At 53.4% G+C, this 15,263-nt stretch carries 12 protein-coding genes; 4 read left to right on the top strand and 8 right to left on the bottom strand.

Annotated features, from left to right (window positions below; translation table 11 throughout):
* Positions 1-128: 128 nt before the first annotated feature.
* A complete protein-coding gene (locus VFA09_25350) occupies positions 129-635 on the top strand; it encodes a PaaI family thioesterase (protein ID HZU70625.1) in 507 nt (168 codons plus the stop codon).
* 14 nt (positions 636-649) lie between these two features.
* Positions 650-1,312 (top strand): GNAT family N-acetyltransferase, encoded by a 663-nt coding sequence (locus VFA09_25345; GenBank protein ID HZU70624.1) that lies wholly within the window; start codon positions 650-652, stop codon positions 1,310-1,312.
* Here the strand turns inward: VFA09_25345 and ligA are convergent.
* The 5 genes from ligA to VFA09_25320 form a co-directional block, all read right to left on the bottom strand.
* Entirely contained in the window at positions 1,272-3,404 is a 2,133-nt protein-coding gene (ligA, locus tag VFA09_25340; protein HZU70623.1) for an NAD-dependent DNA ligase LigA, read from the bottom strand. The two genes, VFA09_25345 and ligA, sit on opposite strands and share 41 nt — an antisense overlap.
* Before the next feature lie 275 nt (positions 3,405-3,679).
* A complete protein-coding gene (locus VFA09_25335; protein HZU70622.1) occupies positions 3,680-3,967 on the bottom strand; it encodes an antibiotic biosynthesis monooxygenase family protein in 288 nt (95 codons plus the stop codon).
* A gap of 83 nt (positions 3,968-4,050) precedes the next feature.
* Positions 4,051-5,142 (bottom strand): phospholipase D-like domain-containing protein, encoded by a 1,092-nt coding sequence (locus VFA09_25330; GenBank protein HZU70621.1) that lies wholly within the window; start codon positions 5,140-5,142, stop codon positions 4,051-4,053.
* A gap of 203 nt (positions 5,143-5,345) precedes the next feature.
* On the bottom strand, positions 5,346-7,640 hold the full coding sequence (locus VFA09_25325) for a sodium-translocating pyrophosphatase (protein ID HZU70620.1): 2,295 nt from the start codon (positions 7,638-7,640) through the stop codon (positions 5,346-5,348).
* 263 nt (positions 7,641-7,903) lie between these two features.
* A complete protein-coding gene (locus tag VFA09_25320) occupies positions 7,904-9,535 on the bottom strand; it encodes a putative manganese-dependent inorganic diphosphatase (protein ID HZU70619.1) in 1,632 nt (543 codons plus the stop codon).
* Between the two features lie 82 nt (positions 9,536-9,617).
* On the opposite strand from VFA09_25320, the gene VFA09_25315 reads away from it, so the two are divergent.
* On the top strand, positions 9,618-9,752 hold the full coding sequence (locus VFA09_25315; GenBank protein ID HZU70618.1) for a hypothetical protein: 135 nt from the start codon (positions 9,618-9,620) through the stop codon (positions 9,750-9,752).
* A 143-nt stretch (positions 9,753-9,895) separates the two neighbouring features.
* Here VFA09_25315 and VFA09_25310 read toward each other — a convergent pair whose 3' ends face one another.
* Positions 9,896-11,638 carry a M28 family peptidase gene (locus tag VFA09_25310; protein HZU70617.1) on the bottom strand — a complete coding sequence of 581 codons (1,743 nt, stop codon included), beginning with the start codon at positions 11,636-11,638 and terminating at the stop codon, positions 9,896-9,898.
* Between the two features lie 176 nt (positions 11,639-11,814).
* On the opposite strand from VFA09_25310, the gene VFA09_25305 reads away from it, so the two are divergent.
* Complete coding sequence (locus VFA09_25305; GenBank protein ID HZU70616.1) at positions 11,815-13,320, top strand: EsaB/YukD family protein; 1,506 nt, start codon at positions 11,815-11,817, stop codon at positions 13,318-13,320.
* Between the two features lie 44 nt (positions 13,321-13,364).
* Here VFA09_25305 and VFA09_25300 read toward each other — a convergent pair whose 3' ends face one another.
* Positions 13,365-14,516 carry a polyprenyl synthetase family protein gene (locus VFA09_25300; GenBank protein HZU70615.1) on the bottom strand — a complete coding sequence of 384 codons (1,152 nt, stop codon included), beginning with the start codon at positions 14,514-14,516 and terminating at the stop codon, positions 13,365-13,367.
* Between the two features lie 79 nt (positions 14,517-14,595).
* Entirely contained in the window at positions 14,596-15,090 is a 495-nt protein-coding gene (locus VFA09_25295; protein HZU70614.1) for a hypothetical protein, read from the bottom strand.
* Between the last annotated feature and the right edge of the window lie 173 nt (positions 15,091-15,263).

Below are 15,263 nucleotides of genomic sequence, written 5' to 3'. Positions count from 1 at the left end.
CTTCTTCTGTCAATTGGCCTTGACTTTCCAGCTTCTCCACCTTATACTAATTTCAGACCGAACGGTCTGAAATTTATTTTGTGAGAGAAAAGCAGGTAGCCTTGTGAAGACGAAAGAAGAACCTATCCATGAGTGATGTCAATGAAACAACTCGCACGCGCACCATTAGCTGGGAAGACCCAACTCCCTCTGCTAAGCTCGGTCAGACCATGAGCGGGCTTGATTATCTGCGGGCGCTACAAACAGGACAGATGCCTCCGCCACCTATTGCAGTGTTGATGAATATGTGGATGGAAGAAGTGAGTGAGGGGCGAGTGGTGTTCGCCGCCGAACCGGCAGAATATCACTACAATCCGATCGGCACTGTTCATGGCGGACTGGCGGCTACATTGCTTGATTCGGCTCTTGGTTGCGCTATTCATTCGACGCTGCCCGCCGGCACCGGCTATACCACGCTCCAGCTTAACATCAACTATGTGCGTCCTCTTTCAAGCAAAACCGGAGTCGTCTATTGCGAGGGCAAAGTTATTCATAGCGGTGGGCGTGTTGCCACTGCCGAGGGGCGCCTGACGGATGCGAGCGGGAAATTATACGCGCATGCCACAACGACGTGCATCATCCTGAGAGCATCATAGAAAGACGGTGAGCTATGATCGAAGAAAGACAGCTTGTGCCTACAGAATGCGAAGGCATCGCATCCCCACATGTGAAGACGGTTCAAACACAGGCAGGTACGCTCTTTTTGCGCAACCGTTGTCCTGCCTGCCTCGTCGAAAGCCTGGAGATCGATGATGGCATGCGGGCTTTCGCTCGTCGTCCAGAACGCGAGCATCAACTGCTGGTGAATATTGCCAGGCGAGAAGACTCCGCTCTGACGCTGGCATACACGCCATCGCGCAAGATCGTTGGCCAGGTGACGGTTGCACCCGCCGATGCCTGGTGGAGCGGGTTGGAACACGTTTATGAGACGGCGATTGAGGTCAGCGCAAACTGGCGTCGGCAGGGCATCGCCCGCGGCTTATTAACGTTTGCCGCCGGACAGGAAGAGCTGGAGAACATGATCCTGCTCGCCATGGGTCTCTCCTGGCACTGGGATACTGAGGGACTCGGCCTCAGAAGTTCTCAATACCGGGAACTCATCGCGCGTCTCTTCGCTTCCCTCGGATTCGTGGAGTACCTGACCTCAGAGCCGAATATTCGCATGGACCCGGCCAACATTTTCCTGGCGCGTATCGGAAGAAATGTTGATCAGCAAACCATCAATGCATTTCTCAATCGTCTGCTGGCTTCGCCGTCTCTGCCGGGGATGTGATTTCCTTTTCATGTTCCTTGAACAAATTGATCAGCCACTGCTCATCGTGGATCGGCACACCTGCCTTCTGCGCTTTTGTCAGTTTCGAACCTGCATCCTCGCCGACAATCAGGTGATTCAATGACTTGCTCACACTCGAAGCAATCGTGCCGCCCAATTGCTGTATCTTCTCTTCGGCAACCGGGCGTGTCATACTGTTGAGCCGCCCGGTCAGCAGGAACGTCTGCCCCGCCAGTGGCCCGGTTGCCTCCTTCGGACGGTCTTCCTGCATGTTCACGCCTGCTTCCCGCAACCGCTTGATCAAAGCCCTGTTGCGCTCATCTTGCAGCCAGAGATACAGGCTGTGCCCAATTTTTGGTCCAATACCGGGGATTGCAATGATCTGCTCTTCGCTCGCGGCCAGCAGATTATCCATCGAACCAAATGCCTGGGCGATAATTTGCGCCGTCTTCTCGCCCATGTAGCGGATGTTCAGGCCGAAGAGCAGCCGCCAGAGCGAACGATGTTTGCTGGCCTCGATGGCAGCGATCATATTATCGGCGCTTTTGTCCTTCACGCCCTCCAACGATAATAATTGTTCGCGGGTCAGGCTATAAAAATCGGCAACGTTTTTCACCAGGCCGGATTCGACGAGCTGCGCGCACATCTTCTCGCCGATGGTATCGATGTCCATAGCGCCGCGCGAGACGAAGTGAATGATACCCTCCAGATTGCGAGCCGGACATTCGATATTTGGACAATAGGCCATTGCTTCATCGGGAACGCGCACAATTGGCGTATCGCACAGCGGGCAGCGTTCGGGCAGGTGGTAGACCTGCTCCTGACCGGTGCGCCGTTCCTCAATCGGTTTGACGACCTGAGGAATCACCTCACCGGCTCGTTGTACCAGTACCCAGTCGCCCACTCGTAAATCCTTGCGTTGTATATCGCCCTCGTTGTGTAGCGCTGCGCGAGAAACGATCACGCCGCGAATATTGACAGGTTCCAGCAACGCCCAGGGGTTCACGGAACCGGTGCGTCCAATATTCACGCGAATATCGAGCAGTTTCGTGGCTACCTGGATGGGCGGATATTTAAAGGCGATTGCCCAGCGTGGATCGCGTCCCACCGCTCCCAGTTCTTGCTGTTGCACCAGGTCATTGATCTTAATGACTACCCCATCGATTTCGTAGGGCAGGTTGAACCGTTCCTTTTCCCACTTTTTGCAATAGTCCATGACCTCTTCCAGGGTTTTTGCTTTCTGGATGTGTGGGTTGACCGGAAAGCCCCACTCGCGAATCAGTTGCAAAGCCTCCCACTGGCTATGGAAGTCCATGCCCTGTATGTAACCAATCTGGTAGCCGAAGAAGTCAAGGTGGCGAGAGGCTGTAATGCGGGGGTCTTTTTGTCGCAGCGAGCCTGCCGCGGAGTTGCGGGGATTGGCGAATAGCCGGTTATCCTTCATCTCTTCATTGAGTTGCTCAAAGCTTTTGATGGTCATATATATTTCGCCGCGCACTTCTACCCGTTCAGGAATCTTCTCGCCGCGCAGCTTTTGTGGAATAGTGCGAACTGTGCGTACATTGGGAGTCCAGTCCTCGCCTATCATGCCGTCTCCCCGTGTTGCGCCAACACTGAGTCGCCCGTTATCGTAGGTCAGCGCCATCGCCAGTCCATCGATTTTCAGTTCGCAGACGTATTCAAACGTTGCGTTAGGCAGGATACTCTGCGCGCGTCTATGCCATGCCAGCAACTCCTCCTCATTGCGAGCGTTAGCAAGGCTTAGCATGGGCACCGGATGCCGGTGTTGCGGCACGTCCTGCACGGGGCCTGCCCCGACACGCTGGGTGGGCGAATCCGGCGACTGTAATTCAGGATGTTCCCGTTCGATGCGCTGCAATTCTCGCAGCAGCTGGTCGTACTCGGCGTCCGTCAGCGTCGGATTATCCAGGACAAAATAGTGATAGTTCGCCTCTTCGATCTGATGGCGCAGTTGCGCTACGTGGGCGGCGAGCAATTCTTCATCGCTTGTCCCGGCGTGCTCAAAAAGATCGTTCTCATTTACTTCAGGCTGGTTATCAAATTGGGCAGACTCCGGTGTTATTTCGGGCATAGCAAACTCTCCTGGAGCTTATTTACACAATTTTATAGAGTACTTTGGCAATTCCAGCGAGGGCATCCTGTAGGGACAGCACTACGTGCCTGTCCGCTTCTGGTCACAGAAATCCCGTATTCGCTCGTCAAAATGCGTTGGGTGAATCGCCGTCATTATTTCGTGTAATCATGGGTCATATTCTTTTTCAGGAAACCAGGAGCGGATAGTTTATCATGTCTCTCATATCATCTCCTGATAAGCTTTTGCTTATCAGCATTATAGCACTATCATGCTTAAAATGGCTGGTAATGAGATACTACAGGAGCTCCCTCGAAAAGGCCATTGATACTGCTGCGCCACTGCGTAAAGAGCGGGCCGCCCCGGAAATCCTCTATGTGGGCTTCTAGCGAGGTCCAGATATTGATGACCATGTACTGTCTTGGCTGCTCAATGCAGCGTTCCACACGGGCGGAAATACATCCCGGATGCTGGCGAATTACTTCAAGCCCTTTCAAAATACCCTGGCCCAGTTCATCCTCTTTGCCCGGGACTGCTGTAAAAAGCGCTATCTCTGTAACCATAGAAACAATACCTCTTATCATGTAATTTGATCTGCTGGTTATGCTATTAGGGTACCACATTCTGTCCTGGAAGAAAAAAACTGCTAAACGCTCTGCGATACCGACCAGTCATACTGAAATGTACTTTGTAACGTGTTGAGCACTCCCGCATCTGAAACGATGATACCAAGCTCGCGGTTTTGGTCAAGTGATTCAGAGGAAATGTTTTCCGAACCAACAAAAGCCGTTTTACCATCGACCACAATAATCTTGGCATGCATATAGAGCTTTGAATCTTCCTTGACCTGTACGCCTCCCTGCTTGATCGTATCGATGCCCTGGCTGTTGCTGTCGCTCTGTGACCCGTGCGGAGCGGGCAGAATAACCTTGACCTGTACTCCACGCTGTTCAGCATTCACAAGCTCCTGCTCGATAGAGCTGTCGTTCATCTCCTCGGCCTCGATCAGCAGCGTATGATGGGCGCTGTTGATCAACGTGTTAAAATCGGTGCGTGAGTTGACGGGGCTGACGACAAGGTTGGGATCGTTGAAGTGCGCCGTGGTGCGATTCCAGTCGGCGTTAAAGATGCTGATGACGGCCTGCACATCGTTTGTATTTGTATCGATGATATCATATTCGCGGTTCTCCAGGTAGCTGCTGCCACTGTAGCCTCCAAGGGCCGAGCGTGTGAAGTTGGAAGTCATAATAAAGGCAGTGTTCCCATCGATAATCATACCCTTCTCATGCGTCAGCGCGAATTCGGGGTCGCTATACTGCGCCTTGACACCGGCGGCTTTCAGTTCATCGATAGTACGAGATGGCGAGGTTCCTCCTCCAACGGGATGTGGCTCCAGCATCACGCGTACATCGATGCCACGATTGGCCGCATCCTCAAGCGCGTAAATCACTTTCGTATCGCTCAAAAGATACATTTCCAGCCACACTGATTTGCGGGCATCGTTAATTGCATTGACCACGACACTCTCGCCCGCATCCGGTTCTACGAAGACCTTGACTCCCTGGACCCCTGAACCTGTTGTGCAATTGCTCTGACATTGAGTGCTACCGCTGGTGCCACCACCGCCGCTTGTGCTGATGTTCACGTCGCAGCTTGCCAGCAGTATGCAAAGCGCCACAATCAGAAGAAAGAGCAGAGGGGTAGTCCGGCTGTTACTCCTGAATGGTTGATGCTGCATCGCTCCTCTTTCTTACGGTATCTGGCCCGTAATCGTTGCTATTTTCATGTCCAGAAAACAACACGCCCTGTCCCTACTTCTATTAAACAACACGAGAGAGTAATAGGACATGCGTACAAACAACCGGATTTCTGCCAACGAACAAGCCCTCAATTCACCGCTACGATGAATTGAGGGCTTATTTCTTTGCAAAGCGATGGTTCCTAATGCAGAGCCACTGTAATCGGGTGTATGGTGATATAAAGAGGAGCAAGCACAAGCGTGATCGTGCTGAGCAACTTGATCAACACGTGCAGTGACGGGCCTGCCGTATCCTTGAAGGGATCACCAACCGTATCGCCAACAACACCGGCCTTGTGAGGCTCGCTCTTCTTACCCAGCACCGTGCCCTTCGGATCCAGGCGATCAACCATCTCACCCTGGGCGTTTACGCGCAGGTAACCGGCCTCGATATACTTCTTAGCGTTGTCCCACGCCCCGCCACCATTGTTCAGGAAGAGGGCAAGCACGATACCACCCATGGTGCCAACCATCAACAATCCTGCCTCCGGTTCCGGTCCGAGAACGACCCCGACAATAATGGGAGTCAGTACCGCAACGAGGCCTGGCAGGACCATAGCTCGCAGCGCGCCGCGAGTGCTGATATCAACGCACCTGGCGTAGTCCGGGTCATGACGGTCGGCTGGATCCTCGGCCATGATCTTGGGATCCGCGCGGAACTGGCGGCGTACCTCTTCGATCATACGTTTTGCCGCCGCACCCACGGCGCGAATAGCAAGCGCGCTGAAGAAGAAGATCAGCGTAATACCGATCAAGGCTGCGATGAACACCGGAATATTGGTCAGATTCACGCTGTACACCGTTGCCTTCTGGATTGCGGTGCAGTGAGCAGAAGCCGGGCAGGTATACGAGTAGAGTACATCAAGGTAAGCGCTGAAGAGCAGGAAAGCAGCCAGAGCCGCCGAACCGATACCATAGCCTTTTGTCAGCGCTTTGGTGGTGTTGCCAACTCCGTCGAGCGCGTCGGTAATATCGCGCACGGACTCGGCCTGACCGCCCATCTCGGTGATACCGCCGGCGTTGTCGGTGATGGGGCCGAAGGTATCCATCGCCAGGATGTAGGCGCAGCTCATCAGCATACCCATGGTGGCGACGGCTGTTCCAAAGATACCACCAACGTTAATTGGGCTGCCGGTGTTAAGCGTCACCTGGCTTCCAAAGAAGAAGGAGAGACCAAGTGCCACACAGATGGCCAGCACGGGTAGGGCAACGCATTCAAAGCCAACAGCGATACCGGTGATAATTGTTGTGGCAGGACCGGTTAAGGTAGCGGCAGCGATTTCACGGACGGGACGCCATGTACCTGCTGTGTAGTACTGTGTAATGTACACAAAAGCAATACTGAGCAGAATACCAACGGTGCCGGCAAGGCCAAACCAGACCCACGGGGGAAGGCCGTTAGAACTGCTTACTCCCACGCCACCCAGTAAGAGGTAGCTACCCAGGAAGACGCCAATGACAGAGAGGCCGCAGGTGATGAAGTAGCCGATGTTCAGCTGCTGCATTGCGATCTCACCGGGGTCTTTGCCGGCTGCTTTGTCGGGCTCAATTACTACCGAAGGACGAATCCAGAGCAAGCCTATTCCCGAAGCAATCAGGCCGAACGCACGAACAACCAGCGGGAAGAGTATCCAGCCAACGTTCTTGGTGGCCAGGTAAAGCGCTACACCCAGGATCATCGCGCCGATATTCTCGGCAGCGGTGGACTCGAAGAGGTCAGCGCCACGGCCAGCGCAGTCGCCAACATTATCACCAACCAGGTCCGCAATTACTGCGGGGTTGCGAGGGTCGTCTTCAGGGATACCTGCTTCTACCTTACCAACAAGGTCGGCGCCCACGTCAGCGGCCTTTGTATAAATGCCACCACCAAGCTGGGCGAACAGGGCAACGAAACTGGCACCGAAACCAAATCCAACAATAAGGGAAGGTGCCAGTTCTGGATTGGTCAAGCCGCCATAAGCTGTGAAAACTGCCGAGACTCCCAACAGTGAGAGGGCAACCACCAGGAAGCCGGAGACTGCGCCACCACGCAGGGAGACCATGAGAGCCTCGCCAAGGCTGCGCGTGGCGGCACTGGCGGTACGGCTGTTTGATTTTACGGCCACGTACATGCCGATGTAACCGGAGACGCCAGAACAGAATGCACCGATCAGGAATGCGATCGCTGTGTGCCATGCCAGGCTGATTCGAGCAGCGGCATCACCCTGCCCCAGCGCCGCGAGTACCAGGGCGACGATGATGGCAGCGACAACCGCAAGCATAGCAATTGTGCGGTACTGCCGGTTGAGGAACGCCATAGCGCCCTTAAAAATGGCATCCGCGACCTTCTGCATCGCGGGAGTGCCAGTATCTTTGCTTAGCACGTATCTTGCAAGCAAGATTGCAAATATGACCGCGAGTACCCCTACCACGAAGGGGATAATAATATAGTTGCTCACGTCAGAAAATGTCCTCCTTGGGCATACCAAAAGATGATAAATAGGTCAGCAGTGACCTTCGTAATATACGTGTTGTGCCAATTTCAATGAGCGTACAGTAACGTATATTGACCTCTTAAAAGGTGACTGAGTCGAACCATAGTTTAGCATAGTGTTTGTCCTCTGACAAGTGGATTGGTAACAGAAAAACAAATCGGCTACATCAAGGACGTTTATAGGAGGTCATAAAAAGTGTACGCTTGTTACATTGCGTCCAGGATATCCTACATTGCGCCACGGATACGGGGCAGCAATGGAACCAGTTGTTTCTTACGTGAAACAAGCCCTTCTACCACGACCGAATGTCCATCTGCCTCAAGAGGCACACCCAATATCTCAGCGACTGCTCGCTCTCCACCCCAGATTAACAGGTGACAGACCATATTAATGATATCTACGATCATGAAGAGGAAAACGCTGTAACCGCGTTCCTGTGCCAGTTTGTGCATGGTTTGCAACAGCTCCTCGCTACGCTTTTCTATAGCTCCTGGGCTGGCCGTCTCGACTGTCCCGATGGCAAACTTTGTATCACCAACGCTAAATTCCTTGAAATCAGAGGTCAGCAATGCTTCGGCGGAGCGCGTGTTGAGATCGGTGGCGGCAGCTGCGAAAATCTCCTGGCCGTACTGCTCGATATCCTCGCCCGCGACCTCGGCCAGAATTGCGGCAATGCGCTCGTCGCGTGGCGTGCAGGTGGGGGAACGCAGGATCAGTGTATCATATAATAAGCCGGCCAGTAACAGACCCGCTACTTCACGAGGAATATCGACGCCCGCTTCGGCATACAAGCCGGCGATAATTGTACCTGTGCAACCAACCGGTTCGGCGCGGAACATGATGGGTTTGTTTGTATGAACATCGGCGATGCGATGGTGATCAATGATGCCCAGCAACTCGGCTTCCTCGATACCATCTACCGCCTGCGAGCGCTCATTGTGATCGACGAGTATGACCTTTTTAGGATGAGCATTAATGAGATCGGTACGCGAGAGATATCCTACAAGTTTTCCCTTTCCATCTACGACGGGTAGCGAACGCCTGCGCGCCAGTACGTTTTGTATTTCGCTTACCTGATCTTCAAGGTGGCACGAATCAAATTCGCGGTTCATGATATCCTGCGTTCGAATACTCAGATTAATCAGGCGCACGGCGGTAAAGGTGTGATGCGCGGTACTGATGACCATCACTCCCTGCCTGCGGGCCTCTCGCAGCGTTCGTTCAGAGACGAGCAGGTCTCCGGTAATCACCAGCGCGGCGGCGCCGCATTCGATAGCCTTTAGCTGGGCATCCTCGCGATCCCCCAGTACGACCAGGCAGCCAGGCTCGATATAATCGGCCATTGTTTCGGCCTGCATCGCTCCCACAAGCACGCGATTCCCCAGCTTGCGCCTTCCCTCTACCAGGACTCTGCCTTTGAGAACTGAGGCCAGGTTTTGGCGATTGAGCGGGATGCGATTAACGGATTGCGGGTCGAGATCGTTAAAGAACAATTTCGCAAAATCTTCGGTGGCGATAATGCCATGAACTTTATTCTCAGTATCAACAACGGGCATAGAACGGCGTTGATGCTCCTGAAGCAGTTGACCGGCCTCCAGTATTGGCTGGTCGAGATAGGCGCAAATGACGCCGCGCCGCATAACATCGCGCACCTGCAGATACACATCATCAACCGCTTCCGGCGGTTCGACGTGATATCGCTCAAGGACGAAGCTCACTTCTGGCTTCAAACTGCCGTTGCGAGCTGCGATAACCTCTTCTTCTCCTTGCATTCGTAACAGGTGCGCGTAGGCATAGGCCGAGGCAACAGAATCCAGGTCGGAGTTCTTGTGTCCAATCACATAGATGGGCCTTGGCATATCTTCAATCCCTTTCGATGAGATAGTGTATCCTTCGTTGGTTTTATTCTACCACGCAGCATGTAGTAGAAGTGCATGTCTCATGAAGGCTTTCCAGAAAGTGCCAGACCCCGGCGGTGGGGTCTTCTATGTTGAATGCTGGAACAGTCGCCGGACGGCCCTGCCATCCCCGAATCGTAAAATTGTCACGCCGCTGCTGCGGCCCGAAGCCCTGTAAATCATGCATCATTTCCTGAAAAAGCCGGGTGTAAGTATGAGCAACCAACCGATATATAGCGAGCTGCGTAGCTGTTACATCCAAATTTCTCCAGTTGTTTCAATAGCCTGAACGGGTTCAAGAAAGGCTCGAGTATAAATATGCTAAGCAGCTTGCTTTCTTCTCATCCTGACTATTGCTAAGCCTGCGCCAATTATCAAGATCACTATCAGAACACCCAGACCGATGTAAAAGCCCACCGGTTGCACGGTAGGAGTAGTTGGCAATGGAATTGGCACTGTCGTAGTGGATGCCAGCGCTACTCTATCGGAGAGGCTATTATCGGGAACAGGCAGCATAACCGCTGGATTAGCAGGCGGCTTGCCATCCTGGTTGAGATGTATCGGATTAGTGGCGATTGGCTGCGTCGTTACATCTAATTGCTTACTGATGGTGCGTTTCCCGGTGGGCGAACTGACCGTCAGGGTCAAGGTATAATTTCCGGCGGCTTTAAAAGTATGCGTTACGGCAATACCCGTCGCTTTTGTGCCATCGCCAAAATTCCAGGCGTAGCTTAAATCACTGCTATTGTTGCTGTTAGGATCAAATGAAGCCCTGGCATCTAATGCAAGAGGGCGGTTAACTCTCGTCGCGCCAACATCACTGATTGCCGCGACCGGGTTCTGATCGAGGCTGGCTGTGCCGAGAATTTCGGGGCGGCTGAGCATCCACGTCGTCAGCATTCCCGGCATCGCGAGCGCTAAGGTCAGGGCCTGTGATTGCAGAGAGCTGCCATCGGCAAAGGTATTCATTAATTGAATCGTATCTGTCGGTTGATCGTAAGGATACGACCATGGCGGCGGGTTGCTATCATAGTAGGTAAAGTTCCCGACCGGTGTAGCGCAGGGCAGACCGGCTATCGTGAAAGGCACCTCGTCGCTGCCCGCCAGGTTATCCTCCCGCATTTGAATGTTATTGTATTGATCGGGCGTGAAGATAGGCTGCAAGACATCCTGGTGGTTGCTGCCGTGATAGCTGAGCATCTGGTATCCCATTGCGCGAAATTGTGCAAACGAGGCGGTAATTGCCTCCTGCATCAGGGCGTCAAACAGGGTGATGTTGTCGCGCTGTTGCTGCGTGAGTTTATCGCGTCCCCGGTAGAAATCGTTGTTTTGCAACGGCGACGTGAAAATGTAGAGGGGCAGCACCGGGTTTGATAGCTGGCCCAGGTAACGCAGCGGGTAAGCAATGCCATTCTGCTCCTCATTGATCATAGCGACAATAGTATGAATATCGCCATTGACGGTGTTATCGACATAATAAAATGAGCCGTTCAATCCCGATTCTTCCGCGTCAAAGATGACAAAACGCAGCGTGCGCGCCGGATACACGTGGTGGCTTTTCCAGTAGGCGGCCAATCCTTTTGCTACCCCTAATTCGATAGCGCAGCCGCTGGCATCATCGTTGGCCGACTGCGTCGAACTGAGCTGGCCGTCATAATGGCAACCGATCACGACCTCCTGCTCTGGATGTGTGATCCCTGGGACGCTGACTTCCACGTTGAATGCCGGCACGGTCGCGGGGGCGCCTTTCCACCCATCTATCGGGAAATAATCGCGCCGCACCTGTGGCGCGAAACCCTGTAGATTGCGCGCCATTTCCTGCGACCAGTAAGCGGCAAACTGGTCATGCCCCTGGTTGACATTGTAGCCCGCGCTGCGGTGTTGAAAGTGTGTGGCCATGTAAAAAAGCTGGTTATAGATGTAGTCAGGGTCAACGACTGGAAAATCGCCGGATGCCTGCTGCTGGTAAGTGATTTTGGTACTGGCAGTGCTGATTGCGGTAGGAACCAGGAAGTTGCAGATGAGAATACACAGGCAGCACACACGTATCAACCGGCGTAGCATGAAGTTTCTCCCTTTTCAAAATGATGAGTAATAAAGCTACTACTTATGATAAGACATGAATTTTCCAAAAGTATTGCAGAAAATTTGTCTAGCCTATTTGCCCCATATCGCTGAGAAAAAAGAGACAACATTGTATACTTTGACACATAGCAAGAGATAAAGGGGTGTGAAGACATATGCAAACGGTCGAAATATTGATCGAAGTGAACGCCTATGGCGCGGTACGTGCTGTGGAAGTAGCTGCTCAAGTGCCTCTTTCTGAACTTGTACCCGCTCTCATCGAAGAATTGAAGTTGCCCAAAACGGATCTCTTTGGCAACAGGCTGGTCTATATGCTGCGTTACGCCTCCGGGGGACGGGTGTTACCCGATGATAAGAGCCTGGTTTCATGTGGTGTTGCTCCTCGTACCAGATTTGCCCTCGATTCGTATGTAATCGATGGCTCTGTGGCGGCCCTATTAGACGGAAAGCCGGATTATTCGCCGCCAGGTTTCTATGCTGCTCCAACATTGGCAGATGCGAATAGTTTTATGCTGCCGGACAAAGATACATCAGGCGCGTTTCCTGTGGTAAAAAAGAAAAAAGGCCGCTGGACGCGCAGGGGATTTTTAATCCTGGCAGGAACTACCCTGGCGCTAGGTACAACGGGCCTGGGTTACGCGGCCTATCGAACAATGCTGCTGAGTCCGCCTGCTGTAAAGCAAGTTGCCCGAACTGGCATGACGCCTACCGCCATCACAAAACCGGCCTTGCCCACTACACTCAGGTCATTACTGGTATTTTCGCAACACCAGCAGCCGGTGCGTTGTGTGAGCTGGTCGCCGGATGGCATGATCCTGGCAAGCGGCGCGAACGATGCTCGATTATTCACCTGGGGACTCGATGGAGCTGTACATCTTCAGAGCAAGCAGGCCGGTCCTGTGCGGGCTGTTGCCTGGTCGCCGGATGGACGGCGGCTCGCTGCCGGGGCGCTCAACCAGTTATCGTTCCTGAATTCGTCAACAGGCGCGCTTCTGGCTCGTTCTACCCATACGCATACAGCTGCGATAACGGCCCTGGCCTGGTCTGCGCAAGCTCCATTCTACCTGGTTTCCGGCTCGCTTGACGAAAAGGCGGTGGTATGGAATACGACCAATTACCGGCCACTCACCCGGTTCATGTTGCATACGCAGCCTATCGAATCGGCATCGTGGGCGATGGATGGGCAGACGGTGGCAACCTCATCGCTTGGTGGAGTTGTTCGTGTCTGGAATGCGACCAATGGCCAGGAGCTGCATGGGCTTTATATGGATGCGCCGGTACCAATGCGCGCTTTAGCATTTCAACCAACCGGTTCGCAGCTGGCAGTTGGTGGAGACGATGGCATCGTGCGGCTGTGGAACAATGGTCTGATGTGCCAGCAACAGGTGCAGGGGCAATTTGGGATGCAGTGCCAGGATATGCCTATGCGCCTGCATGGGCACACCAAAGCAGTGCGGGCACTTGCCTGGTCGCCAGACGGTCGTTTTCTGGCAACAGGTGGAGACGATAGCAAGCTCACTATCTGGTATCCTACACGCGACCAGGTCCCGCTGTTGCAGCTACAACTGGATACGCCGGTGCTCGCCCTTGCCTGGTCGCCGGACGGCAAAATGCTGGCGACTGCTTCTGGCAATGCAGTCAGGGTCTGGGGGTTGATGTGATGGCCTTAACCAGGGCAATCGTAAGAGAGTCCTGGTTAAGGCTCTCAACCCTTGATGATATCTTCTACAAAGTGAACGAGCGTCTGTAAATCATCAAGCGCGCGAGTCGCTGTGGGGCTGGTCGAGTGTGGTACATGTGCCAGGGCCTCGTGAGCCACCCGACACTGCTTTGCCAGGAATGCTCGGCAATATGCCTCTGTCTCGGTACGCGCAAAAATCGCCAGGACTTCCTCAACATACTCGCCTGTGATGGGGGATGGCTGGCTATAAATCTGCTGTAAAAACTGTTTATCGCGTGGGTTCGCGTGTTCGAGGGCATGCAGGATGGGTAAGCTCTTTTTACGGCGATAGATGTCTCCGGCGTATGTTTTGCCCGTCTCCTCGGCGCTGGCCCAGATGCCGAGCATGTCGTCACGTACCTGGAAGGCAATTCCCATCGCATAGCCGAAACGGTGCAGGCGCTCAATCGTTTTCTCATCGCGTGTTCCCAGCAATGCTCCCATCTTTGCCGCGCATGCCATCAATGATGCCGTCTTGCGACCAATCATATCCATGTACATGGAGACCGAGATATCGAGGCGCGATTCGAAGCTGATATCAAGATACTGACCTTCTGAGATGACAAGACAGGTCTGATCCAGTATTTCGCCGAGGCGTACCGCGATGTCAGGCTCGACGCCCTCGTCCAGACTACGCCAGAGAGCCAGGCGGCCAAGCGCGAACATACCGTCACCGGTATTGATGCCATGCTGAATGCCCCAGATGCTCCATAATGTTGGCTGGTGGTGGCGCTCAAGATCGCCATCTTCGATATCGTCATGGATCAGCGTGAAATTATGCGTCAATTCCACTGCTGCGGCGGCTGGTAAAGCACGCCGTAAGTGCTTGATAGGCGCATTCTCCGCGGGCAATTGCGAATCAGACAATTTAGCTTTCAGATTCCATGCCCCGGCGGCTTCATATGCCAGCAGGAGCAGAGTTGGGCGCATCAATTTGCCCGTGTTGCCGGATACGGGCGAGAAATGAGAATCGACCCAACCCAGGTGGTATTGCATCTGCCCGTAAAAAGGCACTAAAGCGGCGGCCGTTTGTGGTATCGCTCCTTCGCTGGCCTCTTTGAGGGCATAGCGCAACGCTGCCAGAATCTCAGGACGATAGCGTGACAGCGTAGATTGTATGGTTGGTGATACTGTCATAGTTTCTTCTAGCCAGCATGGGATACCAGATCAGCGTATCTCCATTGCTCTGGCTGTTCCTCTCAATCCAGCACGATACTCAGGGATGGAAGTGGAAGAAGGCTACTCCCACGATAGTCCCTGCGACAACGACCCAGCTGGTCAGGCCCTTTATGCCGCCTACGCGGGCAAAAGGCGAGCAGAGGTCGCAATAGCGTTTCGTATATTGATAGCGATGACCGCGCATCCCTTCACGAACGACGGTCACATCTTCAGTCTTTCGCTGCGTATGGAGTTCATCACAGATATGGCGACCGCATCCCTGGCAGCGATACTGGTCGATGATGTGGGATGTTCGTGAAAGCGACCACTGGTCGGGATAGACAGGGGTACCACATACGTAACAGACCTGCGTTTGCGCCAGTTTCATTTGTCTTTCGGCGCAGGGAGAATGCTGCTGTTTGGGAAAATGATCCTGGCAAAAACCGCGATGACAATCTGGACAGCGCCCAAGCGCCTCTTCATTGCATTCATGGCAGCGGCGGGCTGTTGCCACAACATTGCGCCCTTTTTTCATTTCGGTCGTGCTTTTCATCTGGCGTTCCCTTTGTTTATGAGTTTGCAATCTCTCTTATTACAAGAGACACATCAAAATGTTGAGACGGGTAATATCATTACTACTATGTAGTAGTATAACATTGTACAGGTAGGGGTGACAACGTAAGAAAATCGGTGTTACCTCTAAATGAGAGAGAGATTCTTCGCTGC

It is taken from the genome of Ktedonobacteraceae bacterium (assembly GCA_035653615.1).
In the GTDB taxonomy this organism is placed as follows: Bacteria; Chloroflexota; Ktedonobacteria; order Ktedonobacterales; family Ktedonobacteraceae; genus DASRBN01.
The sequence above is the reverse complement of the archived record's forward strand: the minus strand, read 5'-3'. Positions and strand labels throughout refer to the sequence as shown.

Coding starts and splice junctions, on each gene's coding strand:
- VFA09_25335 (HZU70622.1), bottom strand. CDS start 3,967: ATGGTTACAGAGATAGCGCTTTTTACAGCAGTCCCGGGCAAAGAGGAT.
- VFA09_25320 (HZU70619.1), bottom strand. CDS start 9,535: ATGCCAAGGCCCATCTATGTGATTGGACACAAGAACTCCGACCTGGAT.
- VFA09_25315 (HZU70618.1), top strand. CDS start 9,618: ATGAAGGCTTTCCAGAAAGTGCCAGACCCCGGCGGTGGGGTCTTCTAT.
- VFA09_25310 (HZU70617.1), bottom strand. CDS start 11,638: ATGCTACGCCGGTTGATACGTGTGTGCTGCCTGTGTATTCTCATCTGC.
- VFA09_25295 (HZU70614.1), bottom strand. CDS start 15,090: ATGAAAAGCACGACCGAAATGAAAAAAGGGCGCAATGTTGTGGCAACA.
- VFA09_25330 (HZU70621.1), bottom strand. CDS start 5,142: ATGCAGCATCAACCATTCAGGAGTAACAGCCGGACTACCCCTCTGCTC.
- VFA09_25305 (HZU70616.1), top strand. CDS start 11,815: ATGCAAACGGTCGAAATATTGATCGAAGTGAACGCCTATGGCGCGGTA.
- ligA (HZU70623.1), bottom strand. CDS start 3,404: ATGCCCGAAATAACACCGGAGTCTGCCCAATTTGATAACCAGCCTGAA.
- VFA09_25300 (HZU70615.1), bottom strand. CDS start 14,516: ATGACAGTATCACCAACCATACAATCTACGCTGTCACGCTATCGTCCT.
- VFA09_25345 (HZU70624.1), top strand. CDS start 650: ATGATCGAAGAAAGACAGCTTGTGCCTACAGAATGCGAAGGCATCGCA.
- VFA09_25350 (HZU70625.1), top strand. CDS start 129: ATGAGTGATGTCAATGAAACAACTCGCACGCGCACCATTAGCTGGGAA.